The following is a 5,939-nucleotide window of genomic DNA, read 5'->3' as shown; positions in this document are numbered from 1 at the left end:
TTCTATAGAGCGCTGGAATTAACTGGTATACGCAATCATCAAAGCAATGCGGAGACGCGCCATATCCATATTTTATAGAATTTAAATAATATTAATTATTTTTAAATTAGAAACAAAAATAATTAATTAATTAATTATTTAATTTAGAAGAATGCAAATCTGTTTTAGCCTCTATCTCGTGATGAAAAGACAGGGACAAAAGAAGTGTTCAATCACCATAAGAATATATGCCTGCCCGAAGGGTAAAGCCCCTTTAATCTTAATTTTCAATAGCGGACCATATATTATTTATATAGTAAAGTTCACTAAACCGTCTCGTCACAAGCTCTTTCAACAAGCTCTCTCTATCTCTATGTTATTAAGGGAAATTACTGTCCCTACCCCAAAGAGGTGGTTGGTCTACCCCAAAATCAACCTCTCTTTGTTTTTTTAATTTAAACATTAGCCTCATTAGAAATACAAAGGTCACATTTTAGCATAAAAACACAAATTATTGGTTAGGTGAACAACAATGAAATACTCTAAAAAACATTGGCAAGAATCAAATGTCTTGGAGGCTGCTCAACAAAGAGTACGTTATCTATTCGATAATTTTGACAATGTCTATGTTTCTTTTTCGGGCGGAAAGGATTCTGGAGTATTATTAAATCTCGCTATTGAAGAAGCAGAAAAACGAGGTCGACTTCCTCTAGACATACTAATTGTCGATTTTGAGGCTCAGTACAAAGAGACTCAACTGTTCATCGAGCGAATAATAAGCAGTAAAGAAGTTAACCCATATTGGATTTGCCTTCCAATTAGTCTTCGAAACTCTTTATCACAATTTCAACCTAAATGGCTCTGCTGGGATCCAAAGAGAGAAAAAGATTGGGTAAGAAGCATGCCTAAAAATAAATACGTAATTTCTGACCCGACCGCTCTTCCTTTTTTTACTTTGCAATGGAGTTTGAAGACTTCGTAGTCGAGTTTGCACATTGGTTTCAGCAGCAAAAAGGAACGCCTATTGCGGTTTTAATTGGCCTTAGAGCAGACGAATCGCTTCATCGTTTCAACACAATAAAAAATAGCAAAAAGGGAAAGTATAAGGATAAATACTGGACCACTCGCCTTCAAAAAGATGTCTATACCGCATACCCAATTTACGATTGGAAAACAAAAGATATTTGGATCGCCAACGCACGGTTTAGTTGGGATTATAACCGTATTTATGAACTAATGTATAAAGCCGGAGTACCTTTTTCAATGCAAAGGCTTTGCCAACCTTTTGGGGATGAACAACGCAAAGGATTATGGCTGTATAAAATATTAGAACCACAAACTTGGCAAAAGTTAGTTGGTCGTGTGGAGGGCAGTAACTTCGGCGCCCGTTACTGCAAGGAACAGGGCAGGAAAAATTAGCGGCTCAAAATACGTTTTAGTTGATGGATTTCACCGATACAGTTTATTGTTTAAACATCCTGAACTACAAAGTATTCCTGGTTACGTTCCGGTAGTGATTTTGGATCTCCCTGAAGAGGAATGCATTGCCACTTCGGTCCGACACAATATTGCTCGCGGTGTGCATCAAGTCGAGTTAACGAGCAATCTGAGCATCCATTTAAAGGCGCTAGGATTGAGCAATGACAATATTGGTAAAGAACTGGGAATGGACAGAGATGAAGTCTTGCGGATGCAACAAATCACTGGTTTGGCGAGCGTTTTTCAAGAACAAGATTTTTCGAAGTCATGGAATTAACACAAATTAATACTACCAAGAAAAGATCCAATTACGACAAGTGACATAGCCTGTAGGAAAGTCACTTAATACGCCCTGTCATGAGGATTTTTTGAATTTTCACTTGTTCTATTTCATTCGCTTTTTAAGTAAATAACACTAAGGAAACACGTATATGGATAATTCCATTGATAAGAGCAAAATCAAACCCATTCCCTCGGTATTGGGTGGGGGATGCATCATTGCCTGCGCCTGCGTCGGTGCGGGAATGCTTGGGTTACCTTCGGCGGGCGCAGGTGTTTGGTTTATTGGTTCGATGATCGTTTTAGTCATAACAATGCTGGTTATGATCACCAGTGGGTGTTTATTGCTAGAGGCTCTTCAATCTTACCCATACAAGTCCTCTTTTTCGACTTTGACCAAAGATTTATTAGGGAAAAAGGTTCAATTCGTTACAAATCTCACGGTCTATTTCGTGGGGGCGATCTTGTTATACGCCTACATCACCTCTTCAGGACTTATCATCCAAGGCTACACCAGCCTCAACGCAAAATTCGCCTCAATTCTATTTTTGCTTTGCTTTTCTATTCCAATTTGGCACTCCACTCGGGTAGTAGATCGCGTTTCAATCATTCTCCTAATATTTATGGTTTTAAGTTTTACTTTTTCCATGACTGGATTATCTGCAAACCTAGATACTCGCGTTCTTTTTGCGCTTGATGACAAAGCTTTCTCTATAACAGACAGCCGTTATGTGTTCGCCTTTATTCCTGTTGCTTTAGCATCCTTTGGTTACCAACATTCCGTCTCTTCGATGCGGGATTATTATCTGGACGTACGTAAAGCAAGAAATGCACTTGTTTTGGGTGTTGTGCTCGCTTTTGTTTTTTACACCATTTGGCTTTTCGCCATCTTCGGAAACATTCCAAGAGACAGTTTTACCTCCGTCATTGCACAAGATGGCAACATTGACGCTCTGCTGAACAACGTCAGAGAAACCTTCTCGGATAAGCATTGGCTGGAGAACGTTTTAAGTGCTTTTTCAGCAGCGGCTATTCTCTCCAGCTTTATTGCGGTTGGCTTGGGATTGTTTGATTTCCTTGCTGACGCCTTTCAATTTGACGCTTCAACAACAAAAGGCAGAAACCAAACATGGGCAGTTACCTTTTTGCCACCGCTCATTTGCTCTTTGCTCCTTCCGTTTGGTTTTTTAACTGCCATTGGTTTTGCAGCGTCTGCAGCGGCATTTTGGGCTTGTATTATCCCAGCTATTCTAGTCAAAAAATTCCGAAATGAATGCGCCGCTACGCAAAAAGACAACATGACGTTATATCGTGTCCCTGGAAACGATTGGACCCTTGTTTCTGTCGCCTTATTTGGCGTCGTCACCATCATTGTTCATTTATTGAACACATTATCGCTCTTACCGGTTTTTGGTCAGGAGTAAAACACCAACACGTTAGGAGCAACTCATAACTCTGGAAGGAAGAGGCTACGAGTTCTCTTCTCTCTAGTTTTTTAATTTTTAAGGAGTATATATGTACCAACAAGATTTAAAGACGGGCTATCTGGCTGAGCCATACAAAATCCGAGTGATAGAACCAATTCGACAAACCACTCGTGAAGAACGTGAAGAGGTGCTCAAACTGGCGGGTTACAATCCTTTTCTCATTCAAAGCAAAGACATTTTTATCGATTTGCTGACAGACAGTGGAACGGGTGCAGTTACACAAGACATGCAAGCCGCTATGTTACGTGGTGACGAAGCGTACAGCGGAAGTAGAAGCTATTACACGCTCTCTTCTGCGGTCGAAGACATTTTTGGCTATCAACTGACCATCCCTACTCACCAAGGTCGTGGTGCAGAACAGCTCTACATCCCCGCCCTTATCAACAAGAGAGAGCAAGAAAAAGGCCTACAGCGCTCTAAAATGGCTGCCATCTCTAACTATTTTTTTGATACTACCCAGGGACACACACAGATCAATAACTGCAAGGTCATTAATGCACCTGACGAGTCCGCTTTCAACACCTCCGTCCGCGCGGATTTTAAAGGTAACTTTGATCTGCAAAAAGTCGTAGCAACTATTGAGGAAATTGGCGCAGAAAATATTCCATACATTGTCAGTACCATCACGTGCAACTCGGCAGGTGGTCAGCCCGTGTCTATGTCAAACTTAGAAGCGGTCTACGAGATCGCCAAACACTATGACATCCCAGTCATTATGGATTGTGCACGCTTTGCCGAAAACGCCTATTTTATCAAACAACGTGAGGCAGGCTATGAGGATTGGCAGATTTCAGATATCACCAAGGAGATGTTTAAGTACGCCGATATTCTTTCCATGTCAGCCAAGAAAGACGCCATGGTCCCCATGGGGGGGCTACTAAGCTTTAAAGATGATTCATTGTTAGAAACGTTTAGGGAATGCCAAACGCATTGTGTCCTACTCGAAGGTTTTCCCACCTACGGTGGCCTCGAAGGAGGAGCTATGGAGCGTTTAGCCGTCGGTCTGTACGAAGCGATGCGAGAAGAATGGCTAGAGTCAAGGATCCAACAAATTGAATATTTAGTTTCTGGACTTGAATCTATTGGGATCCAATGTCAGCAGGCTGGTGGACATGCCGCCTTCATCGACGCTGGAGCTCTTCTGCCCCACATCAAGCCCGAGCACTTTCCAGGCCATGCCTTAGCATGCGAGCTTTATTTGACCGCAGGAACCCGAGGCGCAGAAATTGGCTCTTTACTGTTGGGTAGGGATCCGGAGACTAGGCTACAACTCCCTTGCCCAGCAGAGCTACTGCGCCTTGCAGTTCCTCGGGCCACCTATACGAAAGCCCATTTGGATTACGTGATTGAAGCCTTTAGCGAGGTTAAAAAGAATATTCACAAACTGAAAGGACTTTCGTTTTCCTACGAGCCGCCAGTCTTACGACATTTCAACGCGAGATTCACGCAGCTCTAAACACCTCAACCAACCGGCTCTTGCCTTTCAGAGCTGGTTGGTGTCATCCCAAGCATCCAATACCCCATCTATCGTTCCTTTATGTACGTAGTACCTCGGAAATTCTTGAAAAATGTAAACATCGTTATCCCCTCTCCTTTGCATGTTATAAAACAATAGCTTGAATCCAGACGATATTTCATTAAAACGATCATTAGCATCGACTTGACTCCCATAAACAAGGGGCGTTCTTGAATAGACAAAGTAAATACTCTGAGAGCTCAGTCTAAAGTGTCGCGCTTCCACCTTCCATTTCGATAGGATCTCACCTTGTTCATTTTGTCTTGTTTGCAGTGCCACCACTTTACCTCGATAACAAGTAATAAAAACATACCGATCATCCTCCCCAACATAAAGGGAAATAGAGTATCGACATGATGAGCCATTCAGAAAAGCGTAGACCAAACCTGTTGCGATCAAAGCAAAAAGTGTAAAGCTAAAAATAAGGAATCTATTCATGACTTTCTACCTTTACCATTCCATTGGAAGTAGAGTAATAATAAAGCCCAGCGGTCTTGCCATCGATTAGGCTGGGATCAAACGTATCGCCTTTAACATGACATACTTCTACGAGAGAATTTACTTTACATTCAATACGTACCCAAGAAAACCAAATGTATGCTATCGCATATAGAGATACCAACATAAAAAATATTGCAAACACAGTTCTTCTTGCCTTTAACGTGCCATATTGCACCTCTTTATTATTCTTTTTCGATTCATCTAATAACATTCCATTCGTTTTTTCACCGTAATCAATACGATACCCTCTCTTAGGTACGTTAGTTATTTTTATATTATAAAAACCTAATATCTTTCTTAAATTAGTGATAGCAACAGGAAGTGAGTTTGGGCCTATGACGTCGGCGCGTCCCCAAGCTGCACAAATAAGCTCGTTTTTTTCAACAACTTTTCCATCTTCTTCGATAAGCTTTTTCAAAATATAACTCTCAGGAACTGTTATTGAAAAAGATTTACCTCCAGAAAAATATACTTTAGCGCCACTATCATCTTTCTCAAGTTTGCCATCCTCACCTATAGGTAATGTAAAATTATCCTCTCGTTGAGCCATCCTCTTCTCCCCGCTTCTAAGTAAGATATAAGATCTTGCTCTACCAGCCAAAAATTACTCTAATTTACAATTTATTTACATACATCAAACAAAAAAATAAATATTAATTAGATATAAATAATATTAAAAGTCCAAATTCTCACTCACA

Annotated in this window: 7 protein-coding genes; 5 read left to right on the top strand and 2 right to left on the bottom strand. The window is 40.8% G+C overall.

The features are described 5' to 3' along the window. Positions 1-511: 511 nt before the first annotated feature. From BTO23_RS21655 to BTO23_RS20680, 5 genes are all read left to right on the top strand, one after another. Positions 512-961 carry a phosphoadenosine phosphosulfate reductase domain-containing protein gene (locus BTO23_RS21655; RefSeq protein WP_245922160.1) on the top strand — a complete coding sequence of 150 codons (450 nt, stop codon included), beginning with the start codon at positions 512-514 and terminating at the stop codon, positions 959-961. Further along, positions 940-1,398, top strand: a complete 459-nt coding sequence (locus BTO23_RS21650) for a DUF3440 domain-containing protein (RefSeq protein ID WP_245922159.1) — start codon at positions 940-942, stop codon at positions 1,396-1,398. The genes BTO23_RS21655 and BTO23_RS21650 overlap by 22 nt, the downstream gene beginning before the upstream one ends. Before the next feature lie 46 nt (positions 1,399-1,444). Beyond that, positions 1,445-1,735, top strand: coding sequence for a ParB N-terminal domain-containing protein (locus BTO23_RS20690; RefSeq protein WP_211295954.1), 291 nt, complete (start codon positions 1,445-1,447; stop codon positions 1,733-1,735). Positions 1,736-1,889: 154 nt separating this feature from the next. Beyond that, positions 1,890-3,161: an aromatic amino acid transport family protein gene (locus tag BTO23_RS20685; protein WP_105064447.1), complete on the top strand. Its 1,272-nt coding sequence runs from the start codon at positions 1,890-1,892 to the stop codon at positions 3,159-3,161. A 91-nt stretch (positions 3,162-3,252) separates the two neighbouring features. After that, complete coding sequence (locus BTO23_RS20680; protein WP_105064446.1) at positions 3,253-4,680, top strand: tryptophanase; 1,428 nt, start codon at positions 3,253-3,255, stop codon at positions 4,678-4,680. A gap of 27 nt (positions 4,681-4,707) precedes the next feature. Here the strand turns inward: BTO23_RS20680 and BTO23_RS20675 are convergent, their stop codons facing one another. Next, positions 4,708-5,178: a hypothetical protein gene (locus tag BTO23_RS20675; protein ID WP_105064445.1), complete on the bottom strand. Its 471-nt coding sequence runs from the start codon at positions 5,176-5,178 to the stop codon at positions 4,708-4,710. Further along, on the bottom strand, positions 5,171-5,791 hold the full coding sequence (locus BTO23_RS20670) for a winged helix-turn-helix domain-containing protein (RefSeq protein ID WP_105064444.1): 621 nt from the start codon (positions 5,789-5,791) through the stop codon (positions 5,171-5,173). Before BTO23_RS20670 ends, BTO23_RS20675 begins: the two co-directional genes overlap by 8 nt. Positions 5,792-5,939: the final 148 nt, after the last annotated feature.

It is taken from the genome of Aliivibrio sifiae (genome assembly GCF_002954715.1).
Lineage (GTDB): Bacteria > Pseudomonadota > Gammaproteobacteria > Enterobacterales > Vibrionaceae > Aliivibrio > Aliivibrio sifiae.
This window is presented reverse-complemented; position numbering and strand designations above follow the sequence as displayed.